This is a genomic window from Saxibacter everestensis (genome assembly GCF_025787225.1).
Lineage (GTDB): Bacteria > Actinomycetota > Actinomycetes > Actinomycetales > Brevibacteriaceae > Saxibacter > Saxibacter everestensis.
This window is the reverse complement of record NZ_CP090958.1, coordinates 1563389-1584662: the sequence shown is the minus strand read 5'-3', so window position 1 is coordinate 1584662 and position 21274 is coordinate 1563389. Positions and strand designations below refer to the sequence as shown.

At 63.3% G+C, this 21274-nt stretch carries 25 protein-coding genes; 14 read left to right on the top strand and 11 right to left on the bottom strand.

The window, feature by feature from the left end; translation table 11 throughout:
* Positions 1 to 45: 45 nt before the first annotated feature.
* Together LWF01_RS07630 and LWF01_RS07625 are read left to right on the top strand one after the other, a co-directional pair.
* A complete protein-coding gene (locus LWF01_RS07630) occupies positions 46 to 1686 on the top strand; it encodes an amidohydrolase (RefSeq protein WP_349640439.1) in 1641 nt (546 codons plus the stop codon).
* Positions 1687 to 2002: 316 nt separating this feature from the next.
* Positions 2003 to 2761, top strand: a complete 759-nt coding sequence (locus LWF01_RS07625) for a polyprenol monophosphomannose synthase (RefSeq protein WP_349640438.1) — start codon at positions 2003 to 2005, stop codon at positions 2759 to 2761.
* Between the two features lie 42 nt (positions 2762 to 2803).
* On the opposite strand, the gene LWF01_RS07620 is transcribed toward LWF01_RS07625, so the two are convergent.
* On the bottom strand, positions 2804 to 3160 hold the full coding sequence (locus LWF01_RS07620; protein ID WP_349640437.1) for an RNA polymerase-binding protein RbpA: 357 nt from the start codon (positions 3158 to 3160) through the stop codon (positions 2804 to 2806).
* Between the two features lie 359 nt (positions 3161 to 3519).
* On the opposite strand from LWF01_RS07620, the gene LWF01_RS07615 reads away from it, so the two are divergent.
* On the top strand, positions 3520 to 4659 hold the full coding sequence (locus tag LWF01_RS07615; protein ID WP_349640436.1) for a hypothetical protein: 1140 nt from the start codon (positions 3520 to 3522) through the stop codon (positions 4657 to 4659).
* The gene (locus tag LWF01_RS07610) at positions 4656 to 5771 is read left to right on the top strand and encodes a hypothetical protein (protein ID WP_349640435.1); all 1116 of its coding nucleotides are present in this window, start codon (positions 4656 to 4658) and stop codon (positions 5769 to 5771) included. Before LWF01_RS07615 ends, LWF01_RS07610 begins: the two co-directional genes overlap by 4 nt.
* A gap of 16 nt (positions 5772 to 5787) precedes the next feature.
* Here LWF01_RS07610 and LWF01_RS07605 read toward each other — a convergent pair whose 3' ends face one another.
* Both LWF01_RS07605 and LWF01_RS07600 read right to left on the bottom strand, forming a co-directional pair.
* Positions 5788 to 7695 carry an ABC transporter ATP-binding protein gene (locus tag LWF01_RS07605; RefSeq protein WP_432762004.1) on the bottom strand — a complete coding sequence of 636 codons (1908 nt, stop codon included), beginning with the start codon at positions 7693 to 7695 and terminating at the stop codon, positions 5788 to 5790.
* A 4-nt stretch (positions 7696 to 7699) separates the two neighbouring features.
* Entirely contained in the window at positions 7700 to 8461 is a 762-nt protein-coding gene (locus tag LWF01_RS07600; protein WP_349640434.1) for a glycerophosphodiester phosphodiesterase family protein, read from the bottom strand.
* Positions 8462 to 8539: 78 nt separating this feature from the next.
* Between LWF01_RS07600 and LWF01_RS07595 the strand changes: the two genes are divergently transcribed.
* A complete protein-coding gene (locus LWF01_RS07595) occupies positions 8540 to 8992 on the top strand; it encodes a hypothetical protein (protein WP_349640433.1) in 453 nt (150 codons plus the stop codon).
* Here the strand turns inward: LWF01_RS07595 and LWF01_RS07590 are convergent, their stop codons facing one another.
* The 5 genes from LWF01_RS07590 to LWF01_RS07570 all read right to left on the bottom strand — a co-directional run bounded on the left by LWF01_RS07590 (position 8993) and on the right by LWF01_RS07570 (position 12143).
* Complete coding sequence (locus LWF01_RS07590; protein ID WP_349640432.1) at positions 8993 to 9859, bottom strand: acyltransferase domain-containing protein; 867 nt, start codon at positions 9857 to 9859, stop codon at positions 8993 to 8995.
* Positions 9860 to 9918: 59 nt separating this feature from the next.
* Complete coding sequence (locus LWF01_RS07585) at positions 9919 to 10467, bottom strand: GNAT family N-acetyltransferase (RefSeq protein WP_349640431.1); 549 nt, start codon at positions 10465 to 10467, stop codon at positions 9919 to 9921.
* A gap of 16 nt (positions 10468 to 10483) precedes the next feature.
* A complete protein-coding gene (locus tag LWF01_RS07580) occupies positions 10484 to 11056 on the bottom strand; it encodes a hypothetical protein (RefSeq protein WP_349640430.1) in 573 nt (190 codons plus the stop codon).
* Positions 11053 to 11802, bottom strand: coding sequence for a hypothetical protein (locus LWF01_RS07575; protein WP_349640429.1), 750 nt, complete (start codon positions 11800 to 11802; stop codon positions 11053 to 11055). The genes LWF01_RS07580 and LWF01_RS07575 overlap by 4 nt, the downstream gene beginning before the upstream one ends.
* Before the next feature lie 74 nt (positions 11803 to 11876).
* Positions 11877 to 12143 (bottom strand): SHOCT domain-containing protein, encoded by a 267-nt coding sequence (locus tag LWF01_RS07570; RefSeq protein WP_349640428.1) that lies wholly within the window; start codon positions 12141 to 12143, stop codon positions 11877 to 11879.
* A gap of 223 nt (positions 12144 to 12366) precedes the next feature.
* Between LWF01_RS07570 and LWF01_RS07565 the strand changes: the two genes are divergently transcribed.
* From LWF01_RS07565 to LWF01_RS07540, 6 genes are all read left to right on the top strand, one after another.
* Entirely contained in the window at positions 12367 to 13533 is a 1167-nt protein-coding gene (locus LWF01_RS07565) for a sensor histidine kinase (protein ID WP_349640427.1), read from the top strand.
* Positions 13533 to 14198, top strand: coding sequence for a response regulator (locus LWF01_RS07560; protein ID WP_349640426.1), 666 nt, complete (start codon positions 13533 to 13535; stop codon positions 14196 to 14198). The genes LWF01_RS07565 and LWF01_RS07560 overlap by 1 nt, the downstream gene beginning before the upstream one ends.
* Before the next feature lie 219 nt (positions 14199 to 14417).
* Entirely contained in the window at positions 14418 to 14969 is a 552-nt protein-coding gene (locus LWF01_RS07555) for a flavin reductase family protein (RefSeq protein WP_349640425.1), read from the top strand.
* Between the two features lie 25 nt (positions 14970 to 14994).
* Complete coding sequence (locus LWF01_RS07550) at positions 14995 to 15711, top strand: 3-keto-5-aminohexanoate cleavage protein (RefSeq protein ID WP_349640424.1); 717 nt, start codon at positions 14995 to 14997, stop codon at positions 15709 to 15711.
* Positions 15712 to 15789: 78 nt separating this feature from the next.
* Positions 15790 to 16230: a GNAT family N-acetyltransferase gene (locus tag LWF01_RS07545; protein WP_349640423.1), complete on the top strand. Its 441-nt coding sequence runs from the start codon at positions 15790 to 15792 to the stop codon at positions 16228 to 16230.
* An 85-nt stretch (positions 16231 to 16315) separates the two neighbouring features.
* A complete protein-coding gene (locus tag LWF01_RS07540) occupies positions 16316 to 17062 on the top strand; it encodes a 2-phosphosulfolactate phosphatase (RefSeq protein ID WP_349640422.1) in 747 nt (248 codons plus the stop codon).
* A gap of 30 nt (positions 17063 to 17092) precedes the next feature.
* On the opposite strand, the gene LWF01_RS07535 is transcribed toward LWF01_RS07540, so the two are convergent.
* Complete coding sequence (locus tag LWF01_RS07535) at positions 17093 to 17683, bottom strand: hypothetical protein (RefSeq protein WP_349640421.1); 591 nt, start codon at positions 17681 to 17683, stop codon at positions 17093 to 17095.
* A gap of 88 nt (positions 17684 to 17771) precedes the next feature.
* Complete coding sequence (locus LWF01_RS07530; protein WP_349640420.1) at positions 17772 to 18935, bottom strand: ArsB/NhaD family transporter; 1164 nt, start codon at positions 18933 to 18935, stop codon at positions 17772 to 17774.
* A 267-nt stretch (positions 18936 to 19202) separates the two neighbouring features.
* On the opposite strand from LWF01_RS07530, the gene LWF01_RS07525 reads away from it, so the two are divergent.
* The 3 genes from LWF01_RS07525 to LWF01_RS07515 all read left to right on the top strand — a co-directional run bounded on the left by LWF01_RS07525 (position 19203) and on the right by LWF01_RS07515 (position 20576).
* Positions 19203 to 19718 (top strand): TroA family protein, encoded by a 516-nt coding sequence (locus LWF01_RS07525; protein WP_349640419.1) that lies wholly within the window; start codon positions 19203 to 19205, stop codon positions 19716 to 19718.
* Positions 19678 to 20034 carry a nuclear transport factor 2 family protein gene (locus LWF01_RS07520; protein ID WP_349640418.1) on the top strand — a complete coding sequence of 119 codons (357 nt, stop codon included), beginning with the start codon at positions 19678 to 19680 and terminating at the stop codon, positions 20032 to 20034. The genes LWF01_RS07525 and LWF01_RS07520 overlap by 41 nt, the downstream gene beginning before the upstream one ends.
* Before the next feature lie 101 nt (positions 20035 to 20135).
* The gene (locus LWF01_RS07515) at positions 20136 to 20576 is read left to right on the top strand and encodes a hypothetical protein (protein ID WP_349640417.1); all 441 of its coding nucleotides are present in this window, start codon (positions 20136 to 20138) and stop codon (positions 20574 to 20576) included.
* An 18-nt stretch (positions 20577 to 20594) separates the two neighbouring features.
* Here the strand turns inward: LWF01_RS07515 and LWF01_RS07510 are convergent, their stop codons facing one another.
* Positions 20595 to 21230 (bottom strand): CG0192-related protein, encoded by a 636-nt coding sequence (locus LWF01_RS07510; protein ID WP_349640416.1) that lies wholly within the window; start codon positions 21228 to 21230, stop codon positions 20595 to 20597.
* Positions 21231 to 21274 lie beyond the last annotated feature (44 nt).

Below are 21274 nucleotides of genomic sequence, written 5' to 3'. Positions count from 1 at the left end.
ACACCGGCATGGGTGTGACGCGCGGCACGCGGCAAACTAGAAACCATGACCAAGACCAGCACAAGTAGTAATCAGCGTGTCCTGTTTCGCGGCGGGGAGGTGCACAGTCCCGCAGATCCGTTCGCGACATCAATGCTCGTGGATGGCGACAGCATCGCCTGGGTCGGTTCCGACGAAGCCGCAGACATGTTTGGCGATGTACGGGTCGTCGACCTGGACGGCGCCCTGGTCACCCCGGGCTTCGTCGACGCGCACGCGCATGTAACCGAGACCGGGCTGTCGCTCGAGGGCCTGAGCCTCGATGATGCGACCTCGGTGCAGCAGGTGCTCGACCGGGTTGCCGAGGCCGCGCGGGCAACCAGCGATGCCACTGTGGTCACCGGGACCGGCTGGGACGAAAGTCGTTGGAGCGACCCTCGCCCGCCGACGGCGCAGGAGCTTGATCGTGCGTCGGGAAACCGTAAAGTCTTCCTGGCACGCGTCGATGTGCATTCCGCAGCGGTATCCGGCACCCTCATTGCCGAAGCCGGACTGTCCAGCCTGGCCGGCTTCGACGAGTCCGGCCTAGTCACGAAGGACGCCCATGACAGAGCGCGCCGCGCGGCGCGCGCACTCACGCCATCCCGGCGCGCGGAAGTGCAGCGGGCCGCACTCGAACACGCGGCCTCCCGGGGTGTGGTGGCGTTGCACGAGATGTCCGCGCCGGGAATTTCCGGTAACGATGACCTTGCCGTGTTGATCCGGCTCTGCGAGTCGGCCCAGGACCTGCCGGAGGTGATGTTCTACAGCGGCCAGCTGGTCGGTTCGGTCGAAGAGGCACAGGCGCTTCGGGCGACGCTGCCCGGTCTGCGCGGGCTGGCCGGCGATCTGTGCGCGGATGGGTCGATCGGTTCGGGCACGGCGGCGTTCCGTGCGCCCTACCTGGGCGGTGCGACGCCGGCCGCGCCATACCTGAGCGCTGAGCAAGTCTCGAAGCACGTCCAGGGCAGCACGCAGGCCGGGCTGCAGGCCGGATTCCATGTCATCGGTGACGCCGCCCTCGATGTCGTGCTGGACGGCTTCGAACGGGCCACCGCCGCATTGGGCACGGCTGCGGTGGGTTCGGCCGGTCACCGGCTTGAGCACGTGGTGACCGCGGACGATGATCAGATCGCGCGGCTGGTGCGGCTTGGCCTGCTGGTCAGCGTCCAGCCCGCCTTCGATGCCGCGTGGGGCGGCGACTCGGGCATGTACGCCGATCGAGTCGGGGCGCAGCGCTCGGCCCGAATGAACCGCATCGGGTCGATGATCGGCTCCGGAGTCCCACTGGCGCTCGGATCGGATTGTCCGGTCACGCCGCTCGATCCCTGGGGCTCGATCCGCGCAGCTGTCTTCCATAGCAGCCCGGCGGAACGAATATCTGCCCGGGCGGCCTTCACGGCGCACACCCGTGGCGGATGGCGGGCCGCCGGCGAGCACGGCAAAGGCGTTATCGCCCCTGGCCAGCCCGCCAGCTTCGCCGTTTGGGCCGCAGGCGACCTGATCGTCCAGGCTGCCGACGACCGGCTGGCCTCCTGGAGCACAGATCCGCGCTCCGGCACTCCGGGTCTGCCCGATCTCAGCGATCCGCACTTTCGGCCACGTTGCCTGCTGACCGTGCGTGACGGCGTCACCCTGTTCGCCGACAATTCATTCGGTGCACCTTGACCTTCGCCGACGTGTTTCTGCGCGGGACGACACGACACGCGTGATGACACGCCGGTATTCCTAAAACGATTGGTGAATATTTCGACCGCCCTGACCTGCGAAGATGCTTATCGCCGCAGGTCAGCAGGGGTTGACTCTCGTCGGCAGACAGGTAACTTCGTAGTTGGTCGTGCCGACCGAACAAGGCATTTGGTCCGGTTATGGCAGTCAGTAGAAAACGAAACTTGTCTTCCCTCGAGGACGCTTTTCGGCCCGAAGGCTGCCATAATCCGGACCAAACGCCGTAGTGGTTCCGGCAGACATCTAAGCTTGGCTCATGGACCCAGCCACTGATCGCACCCTGATAGTGATGCCAACCTACAAGGAGCGCGATTCTCTGGCCCTTACCGTTGGTTCCTTGAGAGCGGTCATCCCTGCAGTCGACATCCTGATCGTGGACGACAATTCTCCGGATGGTACCGGGGACATCGCGGACGGTTTAGCCGCAGACAGCGATAAAGTGCACGTTCTGCACCGCCGGGCAAAGAATGGGTTGGGAGCCGCCTACATAGCCGGTTTCGGCTGGGGCATCGACCACGGCTACGACGTGATGGTCGAAATGGACGCAGATGGTTCACACCGTGCGGAGGATCTTCCCGCCCTGCTGGCTGGAATACGATCAGGCGCAGACCTGGTGATCGGCTCCCGCTGGGTACCCGGCGGTTCCATCCTGAACTGGCCCAGGCATCGTGCCTGGCTATCGAAGGCGGGGAACTCCTACGTTCGCACCGTACTAGGCATCGGACTGCGGGATGCCACAGCCGGGTTCAGGGCGTACCGAAGCGCTGCCATCGACAAGCTCAATATGCAGACCATCGCGTCCCAGGGGTATTGCTTTCAGGTCGATATGGCGTGGCGAGCCCGGAAGGCCGGTCTCGACATTCGCGAGGTGCCGATTACGTTTGTCGAGCGGGAACACGGCGCGTCCAAGATGAACAGCGCGATCGTGATCGAGGCACTGTGGCGAACAACGTTGTGGGGCGTCATGTATAGAGCCCAGCAGCTACGCAAGCTGCTGGGCTCTAAGACGCTCTGAACCAGCTGTGGCGGAGGACCCCCGCGACGCCGGCGGGAAAGACTACTTGCGGGAAGAACTCCGCTGATTGAGCCGGCCCGCGCGCAGAAGCTCAAGCCGCTCATCGAGGAGGACCTGAAGCTCTTCAGGCGTTCGGCGCTCGAGAAGCATGTCCCAATGTGAGCGGACGTGCTTTTCCGGCTCGCCATTCGGCTCTTCGGCACCCTTCAGGATTCCGGTTCCGTTGGTGCTGGATTCCCAGATCGGCGGAATCTCAGCTTCGACTGAGAAAGGCACCGTGAAAGTGTGTCCGTCCGGGCACACGTATTCGGCAATCTGGCGCGGTGCTGGTTCTACGCCGGCATCTGATTCCAGACTGCGGGAGCCAAGCTGCGTACCGCGAAGGCTGCGTTCACTCATAGTTACCCCTCAATGTTTCCGATTCAGTTCCCTGCCGGACGTCTCCATGACAAGGAACGTACGACAACTACAACGCGTAGAAATCAGGTCGTATTCCGCTCCGCGCCCGTCTTCGTTCTTCCGCCCTGCCCTCAGCCGGCGGCTTGCAAACGAAATAGGGAAGCGACTAACCATGATAACCAATTTTCGCTGCGCAGGACGAATCAAGCACGGCTCGGAGCAGCCCGGCGTCGATTCCTGCGACGTCAAGCGTCGATTCCTGACGTCAGTCGCGGGCCTTCCGGCGCTACCTCGCGCGGGGGAGTGGAATCCCCAGCGCAGGGGATTCCAGGGCCACGAAAGAGCGAAAGGCTGGGCATATGAGCAACCAGAATGCCCCACTTACCCGTCCCCTTCACCCGTCATCAGGAGCTGATGGCCGACCTGACACCGTAGCCGCACCGATCCAGCTTCGGAATTATCCCGCCTACCTGGCCGTCGCACTCAGCCTGTTCCTCAGCATCCTGGGGCTGTTCTGGCTGGTCAACAGCGCGGACAACCCGCTCGACAATCCAGATTCATCCTTCGGCGCAGCCCTGACCCTGTACCCGGACGGCTCGGCAAACGCCATCTTCTTCGGCTGCAGCCTGCTCGCTCTGGCCGGCTCGCTGTGGTTGGCGCTGCGCAGGCCACGCAATTCCGGAACCGGCCGACAGGAGCCAGGGATCTGGATCGGCGGAATCGCGATCGTCGCCCTGCTGGCCTTGATGGACGCATCAATATTGATGGCGCTCGGCTACCTGCCGTTCATGGTTCTCGGGCCAGCCCTGGGTTTCGACCAGTTGGGCTGGGACGTCTACCTTTCGTTGCCACTCGTGATGCAGGTCGTGCTGCTCGGCACGGTTGCGGCAATCGGCAAAGCCATCGCCATCAGGCTCCGGGCACGACTTGCGGCCGGCGGTGCTAGGCCGGGATCGGATCACTCCGTGCTCCTCGATCGGGCTGCCCGGCGCACCAAATTCTGGACCAAGATCGCTATGGAAGCACCCTTGATGTACGCGCTGACCAGGGTGCTGATGTTCTTTTGCGTTCCGGGCTTCGACTTCGCCCCGTTCGGTTCCCCGATTCTGTGGGCGGGTATGGGACTGGCGCTGTCAGCCTCGCTCGGGGCATGGCTGACGTCGGGCTTGATCCGGCCATGGGGTGAGCGCTTTCCCCGTTGGATGGCGGGATTCGCTGGTCGAAGGGTGCCGATCGGCCTGGCCACCGTCTCCGGACTGATCGTCGCCGTCATGATTGCCGCCGCCTCAAGGACATCTGTGCTGCAGACCTTCACAGTGGGTGCTCAAGGTGGGCTGGTCGAGACAGACTGGCCCCTGATCACGCTACCGATGCTGCTCTGGCCGCTCTGGGCGCTGGCGCTAGCACTCGCGTCAATTAACTACGGCATCCGGCGCCGGCTTGCCGAGAACCCGCCGGCGCCTACTAACCAAAAGTCCCTGTCAGGAGAATCGGCATGACGAAACCGGCTACCGAGACGCTCGACGTTTCCGCACAGCGTTGGAACAGCCTCATCCCTCAACTGACGCTGGTCCTGCTGACGACACTGGCAGCCGTCGGCATGACAAGCACCGCAGCGGGGAATCCGCTTCCCGGGGGCGGCGACGAGGGAACTTTGGCGCTTTTCACTTTTCTACCGCCTGGCGTTGCCGCGCCGGCCGTCGCTGTGCTCGCGTCAATCGGTGCTCTGGCGACGGCACTCATGATGGTGGCGCTGTCACCGAGGCGCGGCCGCCGGGGCAACTCGAAGCCGCGCGGCCACCGTATTCTGCCAGCGGTAGGCGTCATCGTCGGAGTCGTGATGCTGACCACAATTCCGGGCACCGGCTATCTGGCCTACCTCGGTTACCTCCCAATGCTGGTCGTCGGCGGATTCTTCGACGCTGAAATGCGTGCAGCCCTGGTGAACTTTGACTATCTCTCGCTGCTGCTGCAGACAGTCGCCATAGTCGCCGGTCTCGGCACGCTGGCGACGCGCGCGATTTTCGGCCGGGCGGCATCCGGACGATGCGTCAGGTGCGGCCGGGATGGAAGTCAGTCCGAATTGGCCACCGTTGAGATGGCTAGTCGGTGGGGGAGGATCGCCACGATTGTCGCGGTCAGCATTCCGCTCGTCTATGCGCTGACCCGGTATCTGTGGCTGGTTGGCATCCCGCTGGGTATAGACGACACGTTCTCCGAATCGTTGGGCGGCCAGCTAATCGGGGCCGGCCTGGCAACCTGCGCCGTACTTGGCGCCTGGCTGACCACGGGCTTGGTCCGCCCATGGGGCGAACGCTTTCCACGCTGGATGGTCGGCCTCGTCGGAAAACGCGTTCCGATTTCGCTGGCCGTGGTTCCGGGAACAGCCATGTCGGTAATCGTCTGCGCCGCGGGACTCGGCATGATCGCGCAGCTGACCCTGGGCACCGGAATCGGGATGCAGAAAGACATCGCCGAGAACTGGGCTGCGTTCGTGCCGACCCTGCTCTGGCCGCTCTGGGGCGTCGCGCTCGCTGCGGCAACATTCGCCTACTGGGTTCGCCGTCGCGGCGGCTGCGCCGTGTGCGGGGTCGACGCGGTCATCCGGTAGTACCTAGCCGGCAGCGCTAGCCGGCGTCCGCGTCCTGGATGAAGCTGGCATCCATGCTGTAGAGCCAGGCGTACATGCCGCCGAGCTCAAGCAGTTCCTGGTGCGTGCCTGATTCCTTGACCTGGCCCTCGTCAATGACGTAGATCAAGTCGGCTTTCAGAATCGTAGACAAGCGATGGGCGATGGCGACGGTGGTGCGGCCAGCCATAGCCTGATCGAGTGCCTGCTGCACGAGTCGCTCGCTCCCGGTATCGAGGGCAGAGGTGGCCTCGTCCAGGATCAGCACCTTCGGATCCTTCAGCAGAACCCGCGCTATCGCCATTCGTTGCTTCTCACCGCCCGACAGCCGGTAGCCTCGTTCGCCGACCAGAGTGTCGTAGCCATCGTCGAAGGTGATGATTCGCTCGTGGATGTTCGCCGCCTTGGCGGCTGCTATCAGCTCGTCATCGTCGGCATCCGGCTTCGCGTACCGCAGATTGTCCCGAATGCTGGCGTGGAAGAGGTAGGTTTCCTGGGTGACCATGCCGATTGCGGCAAAAAGCGAGTCGAGACTTAGCTCGCGCACATCGTGACCGTCGAGCAGCATCCGCCCCGCGCTTACGTCGTACAGCCGCGGAATCAGGTAGGACAGTGTGGTCTTTCCCGCGCCGGACGGGCCGACGAAGGCCACCAGCTGGCCGGGCCGCACATCGATGTTGATATGTTGCAGCGCCCAGCCTTCGTTGCGCAGCGGGCGGTCCCCGGAGGGCACAGAGGCGGCTCCCGGATAGCGAAATGACACGTCGTCGAAGGTCACCCGGCCGCGCACCTCCCGTTCGTCCAATACGACTGGGTCCTCGGGTTCGGTGATGGCTGGCTTCAGGTCGAGGTACTCGAAGATTCGGGCGAACAGCGCCATCGAGGTCTGCACGTCCAGCGATACCCGGAGTAGGGACACCACCGGCTGCATCAGCCGTGCCTGCAGGGTGGTGAAGGCGACCAGTGTGCCCGCGGTCAGATCCACGCCGCCGCTGATCATGTAGCCGGCGACAAGGTAGACGACGGCAGGAGTCACGGCGACGAATGTCTGCACCGCGGCAAAGAACCATTGACCGGCCATCTGCTGCTTGATCTGCAGCCGGGCTTGCACCTCGTTGGCGCGCGAATAGCGCTCAACTTCCGCGCCCTGCTGGTTGAAGACTTTCGCGAGCACGATACCGGAAACGCTCAATGCCTCCTGAGTTATCGCGGTCATCTCGGACAGCGACTCCTGGGCCTTGGCGGCAAGGGCGCGCCGCCGCCGTCCGACCCGAACCTGAAGCAATACAAGGAACGGCAAGAGCACGAGCGAGATGACGGTCAGTTGCCAGGACAGGAAGAACATGGCGACGACGGCGGCCAGTACCGTGACCGCATTGGACAGGATTGACGATGCCGTGTCGGTGAGCACGCCCTGAACGCCGCCGACATCGTTGGCGAGTCTGGATTGGATGACGCCGGTGCGGGTTCCGGTGAAGAAGCCGAGCTCCATTTTCTCCAGGTGCGCGAACAACCGGCCTCGTAGGTCGGCCATCACGCGGTTTCCGACCCGGGTGGTGAAGTAGGTTCGGGCCACCGCAACGACTGACGTCAGTGCCGGCACCAGGATCATGCCGGCGACCAGGATAGCGAGCAGCCGAAGGTTCGGCGTGCCATCCGGTGGGAACAGTCCACGGTCGAACGCCGCCTGGGTCAGGAACGGCGTCAGAACGCTCAGGCCGGCGCCGACAAGGATCAAGAGGGCGGTCAGCACCAGCCATCGCCGATAGTCGTCGAACAAGGACCAGACCCGGCGGCCGAGATTCTCCACCGGTGGCTTTTCCTTGCTGGCCGTGTCTCGGGGCGACATCTGCCGTGGACCGCCCATCCCATGACCGCCGAAACCACCGAGCCCAAATCCAGACATTTCGCTACAGTCCGTTCGTCCATTGGCCACGTTCGACCAGGACCCGCTTCAGCACATCGATCCGGTCCGAGACGATCCCGTCGACACCGAGGTCCAACAGCCAGGTCATGGTCTGTTCATCGTCGATGGTCCACGCATGCACAGCAAGTCCGAGGTCGTGGACGGCGCGGACGAAACTCCCGGTGATGATCCGGACGCCGCGCCATTCGACCGGCACCTGTGCGGCGCTAGCACCACCCCGTACTGCGAACTGCCGGACGAATCGGCCCGGCCCGAACCGAAGGGCAGCGGCCTCAAACAACGAGCAGCTGGTACGTGCCTCGGGCATGATCCGCCTGAACCGCCCCAGTCGGCGATGCGAAAACGAGGCGATGCAGACCCGATCGACGGCGTCGAGCCTGCGGAGCGTCCGCGCCGTGGGGACGACGACGTCATCGCACTTCAGATCGATATTAAAGCTGGCGTCCGGAAATTCGCTGAGTAGCGCGTCGAGCCGGGGGATTGGGTGCTGCCGGATCCGGAGCCGGTCAATGTGCGCCGCATCGAGCTCAGCGAACATCGAGGAGCTGCCGGCCAGGCGCTTCAGATCCACGTCATGAAAGGCATAGGGCACGCCGTCGCGCGAGCTGTGCACATCGGTCTCGAACCAGCGATAGCCGAGGGAAAATGCCTGGCGGAAGGCCTCAGCCGTATTCTCGATGCCGATGTTCGGCTGGAACCGGGCACCACCGCGGTGAGCTAGCGCGAGCACTTGACGATTCCTCATCACCCCAGCCTATTCCGCCGGGCTGACAGTTCCTCGCCGCATGTTGACGCGGCTTCGTCCGTCGACTGCAATGGGTGCATGGATACTTCGCAGAACGATCCCGGAACCCCCGAACCCGAAGAGCCACTTGAGCCTTCGAAGATCTATCGGGGCAAGTCTGGTTCGGGCCCACAGCTGCCGGATTCGGTCGATGAAATTCTCGGCAATATCCGTGGTTCGGTCGCTTCGGGACTTGGCAAGGCGCGCTCGGGCATCCGGAATGCCGCCAATGATGGCGGTTCACTCGATTCTGCCAGCGAAAGAATCAATGAATCGCTGGACAGCCTTGGCAAGAAGATCAATGGCGCGCTCGGCCACGACAATGTGGAGGGCACGATCGACAGCGTGCAGGAGCGGATCAATAAGATCCTCGGCGGCACGAAGGAAAAGATCGGTGAGGCCGTCGACGAGGACAAGGTCGGTGAGGCGTTGGACAGCACGCAGGAGCGGGTTGCCGCGGCATTCGAGGCGCTGAAGAAGCGGATGCAATAGCTACCCGAGATAGCCGCTCGCGACCTGCCAGTTTCCGCCGGCGGCGATCCGGTCGAGGATGACGCGCTGCAGGGACGTGTCCCGTGGCAGCGCGGCTAAGTTGTCCAGCTCCCTGGTCCGGAAGACGAAGTAGATCGCGTCGCTGTTCTGATCGCGGCTCTCGCCGTAGGGATTGAAGCGGGCTGCGAATCGGGCGATGTTCGACGAGCCGGGTAGCTGCTCGGAGAGATACGGATCGAGCAGCCACGATTCGCAGGTTATGGCCGCGATGTCCCGCTCGGGGAAGTAGCGGGCGAAGAACTCATTCGCCTGCTCAAGGCTCTCGTCGATCCCGTCCGCCGTCAGCGGGCCCGCCTCCGGGATGTGCAGGCCCAGCACCCAGGCGCCGGCCGGCGCTTTTCCCGGAATACCGCCCGGTTGGCTGTGCAGCAGGTACTGCAGCCGGCCAAACCGGAAAAGATGCCCGGCGAAATGCAGCGTCATCCACCGGCAGGTGTCAAGCCCGAAGCGCCCGTGTACCCGGCGGTTGACCGTCAGCTGCAAACCCATATCCGACAGGCCGGCCCGGGTGACGTCATCCGGGATGCCGAGAGATTCCCGCCAGGCGACCATGTCGGGGGTGACAAGGGCGAACGCCACAAGCCAGGCAGTCTGCGGCACGTCGAGCTCGGAAGAAGCAGCGGGGAAGGTGCCGAGCCGGGAACGCAGCACGTCGGTCGCTTTCCGCACGTCGTCATATTCGCCCGCGGGGCGCTCGCGGTTGGCGTACTCGGTGAGTAGCCGCCGGTAATCCAGCTCGTCTTCGGTCGTGAGGTCGAAGAGCGACATCACGGCATCAAGGCGTTCCGGGGTCAACGTTTCAGGCACGCCGCCTAGCCTACCCACGCTGGCGAGAAGCGACGCGGTGACATTAGGCCGGCCCCGGACTACGACAACTCGTTGAACGGCTGGCTGTAATGGAAAGCGCCCCTCAGGTCCGGCGAGTATTCGCGCAGCGTCCTTACCTGGAAATGGTCCTCCCATTCTGGGACAGGTGGCTCGATACCGAGCTGCCCGGCGGGCCGGAAGCCGAACCGCGGGTAGTAGTCGCGATGACCGAGCAGAACTACGGCGCCTTCGCCCATCGCATCTGCCGCGCCGAGCACTGCATACATCAGCGCACTGCCGACACCCGATTTCTGAAACTCTGGGAGAACGGCGAGCGGCCCCAATCCGAGCGCGGGCTGGGTTTCGATCCACCCTCGTGTGCAGATCACGTGGCCGAGTAACCGGCCGGCTTGGGCAGCGTGCGTTCCCATCGCGGTAGCCTCCGCGACAAGCGAGAGCTCGGGAATGTAGTCGGCGCTGGCGAACAGCGCCTCGGTTAGCGGGACTTCGACCGGCAGTTCGCCATCCCGAGCTTCGGACTTAAATGCTGATCCGATCAGCGCCAGGATCTCGGTACGGTCTGCGGGCTGCTCCCGGCGAATCAACATACCCAAATCCTAGGCTTCACGGTCGTGTGGCTGCAGCTGATTTACGTCCGGCTGACCTACTCCGCCCGATGCGGCCCCAGGGTTTGTACACCGAGATCACCGTGAGCACTGTAAGCACAGTGAGTGAGACTATCGGCGGCATGATCAGCTCCCGGGGCAGCTCGCCGAGCCCGGCGCGCACGTCATCCGCACTCAGGACAGCCTGGTCAACGACGGGCGCGGCGCCATCCGGCAGCGTCAGCATGCCGGCATCCCGTAGGTTCGGCGTGAGCAGAAAGATCACCAGGGCGCACAAAACAATCGTCGCCAGCAGTTTCACCACAACCCAGATGAAACGCAACAGGCCCCATTTTGTGCCGAGCCCTAGCAGCACTCCGGTGAGCAAGGCGCCCAGCGACAGCGTGATCAATGCCGCCGGGCCGAAGAGGGACAGCGCTGCGTAACTGGTCAGCACGTGACTCGGACTATCGCTGGTCAGCCCGATCACCGCGAGAATCAGCAGCACGACATCTGCACCCCACCAACCCAGCGAGGTGCAGATGTGTGCCGTGAGCAGCGCCTTGCGCCAGACCGGCTTCACCGGTGTCACCGCCGATCACGTCCGAGCATGAAACCGGCGACAACGAGCCACAGCAGGCCACCGAATCGCCCGATTGGAATCAGCACGGTCATCGGCGCCCAGTTGAGCGACAGATAGCTCAGGATCGCCACAACACCAAGCACGGTTCCGACGATCAGCAGCCATCCCGGCATTGAGGCCGTCCATCGTGCCGCAATCACGGTTCCGCCGATCAGGATGCCAAGTCCGACGACATGGCCCGGGCCTCCGGTCATGAACGCCAGGTATGACAGCGTTTGGGCGCTCGGGCCGTCGGCGGCTATCTCAGGTCGGCTGGTCAGCCAGCTCAGCATTGCCGAGAGCGCAAACACGATCGAGGCATAGCTGCCGCCGAACAGCAGAACGGCGGCGCCCGGTCCGTCCCCGGTCCGCCGACGCAGACCGGCAGCCAGCAACGCGGTGAATACACCGAGCAACAGCGCGGATGCGAGCTGCAACTGGCTGCTGAGCGCAAGCGACGTGGCATTGGCGGTCAGCATCGCGCTGACGTCACCGCTCGGGGTGAACGGCGAGACGTAGCCGCCTTGGCCGGCCAGCAGGTTGCCGAGCACAACGCTGCCAATCATTGTGCCCGTGCTGGCCGCCATCAAAATGCCGGGGTTGATGCTGCCGCGCCCAAGGTCGGCGTTCGCATTGATCTGGGTGGCCGGATCGGCCGGGCCGTTGCTGATGCGCGGCGGCTGGGCGGACGGCGTCTTAGTGGTTCGATTGGTCATTTTCTTTTCCTTTCCTACGGACTCTGGGTCCCACGGGTTCTGGGTCACTTGCACCGGGCCCCACGGGCTCCGGGTCACTTGCGCTTGAGTTCGGAGAGCCGCTGGTGGTATTCCTCGCCGTTGATGTCGCCCCGGGCGAACCTGTCAGCCAGGACGTCTCTGGCGCTGGTACGGCCTTGGTTGCGCAGCCGGTTCCAGCCCAGCACCAGGAAGGTGATCAGCACGGCAAGGAAGATCAGGCCGAAGATCGGAAACGGCCACGGTGGACCGTACTGGTGATAGTTCCGGCCGGCTTCCGCGACCGCGGTCGTGAGTGGACTTAAGTGTTGTGCGGTGAACATGTCGATCGATCTCCTCCGGTTGGCTATCTCTGCCACGATTTGCGGCTAGTACAAGCCTCGCGAAGTCAGGCCTGCTTTTCGTCGGCTCAGCGAACCCTCTTGTAACTGCGTCGAGCAGCCGATTCGCCAGGCCGCGAGCGCCGGTGCATACGTCATCCGGAGTAGTGGACAACTACTTCCCGCAGCGGAGGCCCGGCCGGACGTTAGTTACTAGACTCAAGGCATGACGATGGGTGAGCCGGACGGGTACGTGCCGTCATCGCACGCATCGGCGCTCTACCTGCGGATCGTGCCGATTGCCGTTATCCAGCTCGGTTTCACCTTCGCTGTCGCGCACTGGCGGCCCGATGATGCAGGATTCTCCCCGCTGAACCTCACCCTGCTGCTGGCCGGAGTGCTATTGCTTCCGTTCCGCTATCGGTTCCCGGTATGGGTGCTTGCGGGAACCCTGGCGACCACGCTCGGCTACATCCTGGCAGACGGGCCAAAGGGACCATTCATTGCAGCGTTTGCGATGTCCGGCGCCAACGCGCTGATCCGCGGGCACCGCCGATCGGTACTGATTGCCTTTGGCATTACCTTTCTTGCGTTGCCGTGGCTGGACTTCATGCTCGGCCGGACGCCGGCACCCTCATGGATCTTCGTGATGGCGGTGGGGGCATGGCTTGCCGTACTGTTCACCGTCACCGAACTGGTGCGACAGCGTCGGCTTCGTGCGGCGGATGAGATGCGCAAGAAGAAAGTGGCCGAGAGCCGGCGGGCGGATGAGGAACGCGTGCGGATTGCACGGGAGCTGCACGACTCGGTGGCGCACAATATGGCACTGATCAACCTGCAGGCCGGGATCGCACTGCATCTGGCGGATGAGCTTCCAGAGCAAACCCGGTCGGCCCTGACCACAATTCGGACGTCGAGCAAGGAGGCGCTGGTCGAGCTCAGGTCGATTCTCGGTGTGCTGCGCAGCGTGGATTCAGCCGCCGAGCGAGCTCCGGTGGCCGGACTGGCGAGGCTCGATGACTTGGTGAAGCGCGCCGACGCTGCTGGAATCGCGGTTGCGCTCAGCATTGACGGCGACCCGGGGCGGATAACTGGCACTGTCGACCGGAGTGCTTATCGGATCATCCAGGAGGCCCTGACGAACGTGGCGAAACACAGCAACCGTAAACAGGCAGCAATCACGATCGAGATCGGTGCGCAAGCAGTGGACCTGACGGTCACCGATCCGGGGACAGCGTCGACCACGACCACCGATCTGAGCGAAGGCGGAAATGGATTGATCGGGATGCGCGAGCGGGCAGCTGCGGTTGGCGGAAGCCTCACTGCGGGTCCGGAACTGGCCAGGGGCTGGACGGTTCACGCCCGCTTGCCCCTCGATGCCGAGGGCAGCTGATGATCCGGGTGGTGCTGGCTGACGACCAGGTCCTGGTGCGAGGCGGCCTTCGCGCGTTGCTGGATGCCGAGGACGACATCTCGGTTGTTGCTGAGGCGGGCGACGGGCTAGCGGCGGTCGAGGCGATCAGTCAGCAAAGGCCGGACGTCGTTCTAATGGACATCAGGATGCCGCGACAGGATGGCCTTGAGGCGACCAAGCAGGTAAGCGCGGACGCCTCCCTTGCAGACGTGAGGATCATCATCCTGACCACCTTCGAGGAGGACGAGTACATCTTCGAAGCGATCCGGAATGGCGCCAGCGGATTCCTGGTCAAGGACACCGAACCGGTAGACCTGATCCGAGCGGTACGTGGCGTGGCATCGGGGGATTCCCTGCTTTCTCCGAAAGCGACCCGTTCGCTGATCGAAGCGTTCGCGTCACAGTCCAAGCCCGCGACGCTTTCACCCAGGCTGGATCAACTGACCGAGCGCGAACGGGAGGTCATGCAGCACGTCGCGGCTGGCCTGTCGAACAGCGAAATCGCCGCCCGGCTCTTCATCAGCCCAGCCACGACGAAGACTCACGTCAGCAGGGCAATGATCAAGCTACACGCCCGAGATCGCGCCCAGCTCGTGGTCTTTGCCTACGAAACCGGACTGGTGCAACCCGGCTGGAGCAGCTAAAGCCGATTTCCGCTTGCTGCCACGAGCGGTTCTGCGAGCTGTGCTTTTCCCAGGTCGACTTGTTCGAAGAACATGACGGCAGGTGTCGCGGCTTCGGCGTCTATTCGGCCGGGACTGCTAACTGTGGAATAACGCGGCGGACGCTGACCGCTGAACTACTGTGCCACCGACAAACGATTTCCGGCTTGTGCCGGAATGTTACGTGCCTGGAGAACCGTCATGACGTTGAGCCCGAACTGCTCCGAGTTGGATACTTCCCGTCCCACCAACGCTGAGCAGTGCCCGGTCACGCCTGACCTCTTCCGCGGGCTGTTTCGACAACACGGTGCCGGCGTCGCTATCGTCACTGCTTCCATCGATGGCCAGCGTGCCGGCTTCACGGCGACCTCGCTGGTTTCGGTCAGCGCGGAGCCGCCGGTGATCGCCTTCAATATCAGTCAGCGCTCATCCAGCTGGCGCGTTATCGCCGGGCAGGATTACGTGGGCGTGCACATCCTGGCCAAACGGCATGAGCCGCTTGCCACTCGTTTCGCCACGTCCGGTATCGACCGCTTCGCCGGGGTTGGCGCTCAGGCCGGCCCGCACGCGGTTCCGATACTTCGCGATGTGGATACCTGGATGGTCGCGCGCATCCGTAACCGGATCCCACACGGCGACAGCTCCCTGGTCATCGCGCAGGTCACCGACGCCGTGGTCGGTGAAACCGCCGAGGCCCCGCTGCTGTACCAGAATGGCCGCTACCTGGATATCGCCGACGATTACCAGATCTGAGCGACGGCAGACGTAGGCTGGGCGAATGATTCAGTGCTGTGTGAATGGACGGCGAACGGTGTCCGAGTTCGCGGATCTGCCGATTCGCCCTGCCGAGATTGCGGCCGCCGCAGCGCTTGCCGTCGAAGCAGGTTGCGTGGATTTGCACGTGCATCCGAGGGGTGCCGACGGCAATGACTCTCTCCGCCCGGATGACGTCGCGTCGACCGTAGCCGCCATCCGCAACGCTGTGCCGGGCGTACCCGTCGGCGTAACCACTGGCGCCTGGATCTCGGCGGATGTCGAGCAACGGGTGGGCTGGATCAATTCCTGGACCGTGCTGCCCGATCATGCTTCTGTCAACTGGCACGAGCCTGGTGCCGAACGCGTGGCCCGGGCCCTGCTCGACAAGGGCGTGGGGGTCGAGGCGGGGCTGTTCTCCGGCACCGGGGGAGCAGCTGTGTTGAGGGCGTCCGGGCTGATGGGCGAGATGCTGCGACTGCTGGCCGAGGTGACGGAGACCGATCCAGGTAGCGCCGTGGCGACGGCGAAGAACCTGCTCGACCAGATCGGCGACGTTGAGCGGCCGATACTCCTGCACGGGGAGGACGGCGGCGCCTGGCCGGTGTTGAGCCTGGCGCTGGCCGCGGGACTGGACACCCGGGTCGGCCTCGAAGACACCCTCTTCGACATCGATGGTGAGCCGGCCCGCGACAATGCCACCCTGGTGCGGCAGGCGGTCGCTCTGGCGGCGGAGTCCTGATCCGACGGTCTTCCGCCGGCGGCTTGGCCCTGGCCGAAAAGCCGAGCCGGCCGGGCGGAGCTTCGATAGGCTCAATGTGTGGAGATCGAAATTTCAGCGGAGTATCAGGCTGCAGAGGTCGTTGATCTGTATGACTCGGTCGGTTGGTTCCAATACACCCGGGATGCGGGCAAGCTGCTGCGTAGCCTGAAGAACTCGCACTGTGTGCTCACCGCCCGCAATGAGAGCGGGCGGCTGGACGGACTGACCCGCGCGCTTTCTGACGGCGAGACAGTCTGTTACGTTCAGGACTTGTTGGTCCGGCCAAGCACCCAGCGCTCCGGCATCGGGCGGGCGCTGGTGGAGGAGCTCAAACGCCGCTACGCCGGGTGCAGGTTTTTCGTCCTGTCCACGGATGCTGCCGGGACCGAAGACGCGGAGAAATCACATCCGTTCTACCGCGAGCTTGGCTTGATTCCACATTCCGAACAGAGACTGGAAGCCTTCGCACTCCCGCTGAAGAGGCAGGAGCACCTGTGAGCGGCGACCTGGACGAATCCGACGAGCAGGAGAATCGCTGCGGGTACGGCACGAGCTTCTACACCGTAAGCGCCGGAGAAGACACGTGACGATTCAGGCGCCGTACGATGTTCACCTGGCTTGGGGACTGGAAGGCGCCGAACGATTGGCCGCGGACACCGATATTGCCGTTGTGGTCGACGTGCTGTCGTTCACAACAACGCTATCGGTGGCGATCGACGCCGGGATGGCGGTCTACCCCTATCGGTGGCTGGATGGCTCGGCGGAGCAATATGCGGCATCGGTCAACGCGAAGCTTGCGGTAGCGCGATCGACTGCGACGCGCGATGACATCAGTCTGTCTCCGGCGAGCGTGCGCGATGCTGGAAACGTCGACAGGCTCGTCTTGCCGTCACCGAACGGTTCCGCCATTTGCCATCACCTGGCGGGAAACGTGGACACTGTCGTGGCGGCCTCGTTGCGAAACTCCGCTGCGGTGGGGCGCTGGATCTGCGCGCGCTATCGCCCTTCGTCCCACCGGGTCACGGTGATTGCAGCAGGCGAACTGCGACGCGATGGGACGCGTCGATCCGCAGCCGAGGACTTCTGGGGCGCTGGCGCCGTGCTGTCAACCTTGGCTGACACAGGCTGGCCGGTAATCGCGCCGGCAGCAATGGAATCGATCCGTGCATTCAACAACGAACGCTCTTACATGGCCGGCGCGCTCGAACGGTGTCGCACCGGGCAAGAGCTCAGCGAGATGGGCTTCGCAGATGACGTTCGGATCGCCGGAGAGCTTGATCAAAGCACATCTGTGCCGCTGCTGGGACGCGGCTGCTTCGTCGGCGCTTGATCCTCGATGAGCGCTCGTCTACTGCGCGGCCTACTTTTCGCGCCAGTCCAACCGGTCATTCGGTGTAACTCGGTAGGCTTCAACAGAACCGTCGCTAACTAGTCTTTCTATGCCCGTTTCGGGCCCCCCGACGACGACGTCTCCGGCATCCGAATTAGCGTGCGCAGCCCAACTGCGGTCTGAAGCATAAACAAAGACCGGAGCCGGATAGTCTTCCGGCGGCGCCGTCGGATAGAAGTCCTTATCGAATATTGTGAACAGCTTTGGACCAAGTTGCGGCAGGCTGTAACTGTCCCACGCCGCGAACTTCAATGAGGCGCGATCCGCGTTGAACGCGTGCAATACGGCGTCAAGCATGGGTTCGGTAATCTCCCCACCAAATGGAGGGTCCACAGTCCCAAGGCCTTCCACGTGGACCGAATTGTATAGGTCGCCGTTCGCGAATTCTTCCCACTGCATGAGCCGGTCACCCGGTGGCAGGCCGAGAGACTTCCGTATCGTCGACCATGCGACCGGAGTGTCTCCGACCGTCCCCGGAATTAGTATTCGGGCATAAGCATCAAAGTTCCAGGGCAGATTGGCCCGGACGGTGAAATCAAACATGTCGGATTCAATTCGCATTCAATGATTGGGACCTAGTAAGTCGTTGACAGACTAGTAATATCACCTGCTTCATCGGCGCCTGATCCTCGATGACCGCCTTCGGCTGCTACCTCGGCGCGCCTCCGGAAAGCCACAGCATGAAGACCGCAGTGGGCACGGCGCAGGCGACGAGGACGACTCCGGCCAGCGCGAACCGGCCCCAGCGGACCGTCATCCCTAGCGAACGGACTCGCTCATACCAAAGCAGAGTCGCCAGTGACGCCCACGGCGTTACCAAGGGACCAAGGTTTACCCCCACGAGAAGCGCTCCGAGCCGGAGCGGGGAATCGGCCACCGGCTCCAGCGCCAGGTAGGCCGGCAGGTTGTTCAACACGTTGGCGGCCAACACTCCGGCCGCGGACAGCTGAAGCAGTGCCGGCAAGCCGTCGCCAGCCGGAACCGCGCGGTGGAGCACTCCGGTAAGTCCTTGCGCATGCAGGGTTTCAATCAACAGGAAAAGTCCCACCGTGATCAACAACGGAACCGCCGGAAGCAGTGAGAAATGAAGTTCCTCCCGCCGCCGGAACCAAAAAGCCACCAGCAGGATCACGGCGGCTATGCTGGCCGGCCACACCACCGCAATGCCGGAGATGAGCGCGACAAGCAAACTGACGACGGTGGCGGCTGCGATCAACAACAGCGGACGATCACCGACCGGCACGGGGATCGAGGGTTCGAATCGCTCGGCGAAACTCTTCCGGAACAGGAACCAGAGCATTGCCACGGGAATGACGAGCCCAACGACGGCCGGGGCCCAGAGCAGGCCGGCGAATTGCAGGGGAGTGGCGCCCATCTTTTGTCCGGATAACAGATTGGTCAGGTTGGATACCGGTAGCAGTAGCGATGCCGTGTTCGCCAGCCAGATGGTAGTCAGTGCGAACGGCATTGGCGCAATACTGGCGCGCTGCGCCAACACGATCACGACGGGTGTAAGCAGGACGGCCGTGGTGTCGAGGGAGAGGAAGACGGTGCTCACAACTGCCAGACCGACGATGAGAAGCCAGAGCAGCCAAACTCGTGAACGACCGAACTGGGCGAGGTAGTCCCCTACGACAGCGAACAGTCGGGCCTTGGCGGCAAGCTCGGCAACGATGGTAATCGCGACGACGAAGCCCAGGATAGGGCCGATGCGCGCGAAGAGCGACTCGGCACGTTCCAGCGGCAAGATGCCCGTAATGATCGCCAGTACACCAAGCGCGCAGAGCAGCAGCGGCAACACCCCTCTGCGCATCCTTTTCCCCCGTTCCTCAAGTTTATGCAGTGCTGCTATCCGAACCTGACGGCGTGGCCGAAGTTAAGGTGGCTAACCTAACTTCATCGACCACTCGAACTACTTGGAGCTTATAAATGCGCTGGATCCCTGCCGCCACTGCGGGCCTTGTTGCCTCGGCCTTAGTGGTTACCTTCACGGCCTGTAGCCCCTGAAGGCCCGCCAGCGAAGAGACCACATCGTCTTCGGCTAAAGCGGCGTTCCCGGTGACCATCGACTCGGCTCTCGGTGAGACGACAAATCGCGCCGATCGTCGGCTATCCGGACGAGCCATGGCTCACGTCATGGCAGGACCAGAACGGCATCGTCAGCAGCTCGCTCGGACTGGCAGACGAGGCGAAGAAGCTGACGGAACAGACCAATCAGCTGATCGATCAGTCGGCGCACGAGCACCCCGAGTTCGAGGGCAAGACGATTGCGTTCGGTAGCGGCACGGAACCAGGCAGCTACAACTTCTACTTTGACGATGACTCACGGGATAGCCTGCTCGACGAGCTTGGCCCCAACTCATTTGCGAAGAAAGGTAAGCATCGAGAAGCTTCCGGATATTCGTACCGACGTTCTGGTTTCCTGGTGAGTAGCCGCGACACTGCGCCGACGAGCCGGTTCGGGAGGGCGTGCGTCGTCCTCCCGAACCGGCTCTGCCGCCGCCTTTCCGCGAAATCGAGTGCCAGAATCGCCTCGGGTGGGGTCTACTTGACGAATGACTGCGAGTACGAGGGGCGTCGTGGAGGCGCATATTAAGGCCTTTAACGATCACGACCTGAACGCAATGATGCAATGCTTCACCGAAGACGCGCTCTGGATCACCGGCAGGGACGCGTTCAGTGGGGCAAGGGAGATCGAAGAGCTTTTCAGCAACGCATTTTCTGGGTTGACTCCTCACCTCTCCGTCAACAGCTTCATCAGCGACAACGAGACGCTGGCTGCGGCGGAGCTCACCGAAGAGATAGTGCTTGACGGAAAGACGAAGACCTTCGCCATCGCCGGTTTCTATCGGATTGAGAACGGAAAGCTCTCGTCGGCCAAAATCTATCGGGAAGGTTCCGCCGACGCCTGATCCGCCGGACTGTGGATCTGATCTGCAACGAGGAGCGTTGGGTGTCTGGCGAGGCGGCGCGGCTCGTAGTCCTTCGGTTCCCAGGCTGCAAGGATGCAATTATGCTCACCGCCGGACACTTCGTGCGCTATCAATCCCCGACCCCTAACTCCCGCGGGGTGCACACGGGCATCTTCGGGTTGGTCAACGGCCTAAGCCGACAGGGTCTGCTCACCGCATCAGAGGAGCGATGGCGGCGGGTCAATAACGACTGGTACGACGTCGCCTACGTTGATCCAAGTACGATCGACCCCGGCGTCTACGACGCGGAGCGCAATCCAGGGGCCGCTGCCTGGTTCAAGCCTGAAGCCACCCACCTGCTGAATCGTATCGAGGGCTATCTCGACCTTCTGCAGGTACACGGCGTGCCGTGTGTCAAAGTGCTTTCAGACAATCCGGGCCGAGTCATTTATCAGGATCGCGATCAGATCGTCGTCGTACCTCATGGACCCGATGACCGCTCCGGGGGTGGGCGCGACCAGCCTGGCTCATCGCGCCACTGACGAATTGCGGAGTAGCCCTTAGGCTGCCCGGACGGCGGCGAGTACGACAGGAGCCATGCCGTCGACCCAGGTAGCGGTGAGCGTCTCCGCGCCGAGGGCCGCTGCGCTTTCGCCTGGAATCCGGAAGATTTCAAGCTCCAACTGGTTTGTCCGGATAACCGTGGAGTCGTCTTTCGATATGACCGTTACCGAGTCGATCGGAGCGATGCGGGTTGCCGCCCGACCGCTACCAGAAACAACCGCAGATGGCTCGCGCGGCTCGGGATGCCCGTCAGTGTCAACGAACTCCTGCACCTGCGTGCCCCCGTTTAGCACCGTCGTGGCCAGCTCCGCCAGGTACACCGGGTCAGCACACGCGTCGTACACCCAACGTCTGCCCAGCACAGAGTGCTCCAAGATGCCTATCAGCGACGCTTCACCGCCTGGCAATGCCTCGCCGCGGTACGTCAACGGGACCTGATAAACCGGGCCTTCTCCGGACTGAACCAGAAGCGTTTCCACACCGACCTCGCCGGCCGGATCATCGAATCGAAAGGAAGCCGATCGTTGCAGTTGCGGTGCTTCACCGCCGCGATACCAGAGCTGCCTAGGCACCCAATCATTGAGAAGTTCGAGCTTTGTCGGCCGCAGATCGGCCTGATATACGAGTGCCATAGAGAAGATGTTACGCGTGGCTCTGGCATGCCGAGCCCGCGGCA